At 54.1% G+C, this 1883-nt stretch carries 1 protein-coding gene and 1 pseudogene; both read left to right on the top strand.

The features are described 5' to 3' along the window. Positions 1-466 (top strand): annotated as a pseudogene (locus ABX962_RS35485) (glucosylceramidase); the annotation flags it as partial. A 101-nt stretch (positions 467-567) separates the two neighbouring features. Beyond that, positions 568-1883 (top strand): alpha-L-fucosidase (locus ABX962_RS35480; protein ID WP_372726371.1); only part of this gene is annotated, 1316 nt, incomplete at its 3' end.

Genomic DNA, 1883 nt, shown 5'->3' with positions numbered 1-1883 from the left:
GAAGAACGGTCCCTGGGGTTACTCAGGCAATCCGTTTGGCGACGATGAATGTGGCAAATACTACGGTCGCTCGTTGAGCGTTTGGTCGGCCTTGATCGCTTTACAAGGTTTCATCTACGACGGCCCGGCGGGGCGTATCGGGTTTCGGCCTGTGCTCAGTCCCGAAGACCACGCCAGTTTCTTTACCGCCGCAGAAGGCTATGGGCTCTTTACCCAGACTCGCGATGCGAACCATCTGAAAGTGTCCATTGATTTAAAAGAAGGACAGCTCCGACTGAACGAAGTGATACTGGCAGTCGCGGATGGGAACAATCCTAAGGCCGTAGAAGTGCAATTGGCAGACAAAGGTGTTGATACCCGTTTTGTTGCCAAGAACGGAGAACTTCGATTGGTATTCAGCAGCCCGCTTGTATTAAAGCCGGCCCAACGTCTCGATATCCAGGTCAAGAATATTACGTCCCTCTAAGCGAAGCCCCGCGGTGGGCCAATCGCGGAGCTCAAACCAAAATCACTCACCGCAAAAATACAATTTGTGCCAATCGACCTCACCAAAATAGGACTGCAAAATTGATCAACCGAATCAACCGAATACTCTTCAGTTTGTTGACCGTCGGCCTGCTGGCCAGAGCAACCGTGGCCCAAGAAATTGAGCCAACGTGGCAGTCGATGGCGGAACATTACAGCGTGCCCGAGTGGTTCCAAGACGGCAAGATCGGCGTCTGGTTTCATTGGGGAATTTCGTCGGCCGCCGATGAGAACCGTCCCAACGATGGATCCCACTATGGACGCCGCATGTATTCCGTTGTCCCCGACGATTACTCGGGCGAGATGGGAATGTCGGAGACCCTGACCAAGTGGCACACCGAGCGTTACGGGCATCCGTCGGAGTTTGGTTACGAGGATCTGATTCCGTTGTTCAAGGCTGAGAAATGGGATCCGGATGCTCTGGTGAAATTCGTCAAAGACAATGGGGCGCGTTTCATCATGCCGGTGGCCTGCCATCACGATAACTTCGACATGTACGACTCGTTTCACCCATGGAACTCGGTCAAGATGGGTCCGAAGCGGGATACATTGAAGGAATGGAAGGCGGCTGCGTCGAAACACGGACTCAAATTCGGTGTGTCCACCCATCTCTATTGGTCGCCTCGCTTCTTTGCCAATGCCCGCAAGTACCAGAAACCGGGCACGCCCGAGTGGACGCTGTTCAATATGGATTTCGATCCGCGAGGGTACGCCACGCAGGACAGCTGGAACGAACATTGGTACGCCCGCTGTTGGGAAATCATCGACAAGTATGATCCCGACATGTTCAACAACGACGCTCCGTTTCCGAACGAGAAGGAGAATGGTGGCAAGGGTTTGGGAATCAAGCTTTTCTCGTCTTTCATCAACCGCGATCTCGAAGAGAACGACGGGACGCAAACGGTTGTTTTCTCGTGCAAGGATGCAAATGCGGACCGTGCCGCATTTACCTACAACCTCGAACGTGGTGCTGCGGGGGACATCAAGCCTGAGCCGTGGATGTGGGCAACCGATCTTTCGGGAGGCTGGTTCTACCGCGCGACCGCCGTCAACCGAATGAGTATCGTGGTGATGGTCGGCAACGCGGTGGACGCCATCAGCAAAAATGGAGTGGTCATGCTCAACGTCGCGCTCAAGGGAGACGGCACGATCCCGGAAAAGCAGGCTGCCTATCTGACGGCCTTTGGCGATTTTCTGAAAACGAATGGCGAAGGCATTTACGGCACCCGGCCATGGAAGACCTTCGGCGAGGGTCCGTTAGAGATGAAAGATGGGCGTCAGGGAGAAAACCACAAGGAGTTTTCGCAACAGGACATCCGTTTCACGACTAAAGACGGAGTCTTGTACGCATTCGTGCT

The organism is Novipirellula sp. (assembly GCF_041583735.1).
GTDB lineage: Bacteria > Planctomycetota > Planctomycetia > Pirellulales > Pirellulaceae > Novipirellula.
This window is presented reverse-complemented; position numbering and strand designations above follow the sequence as displayed.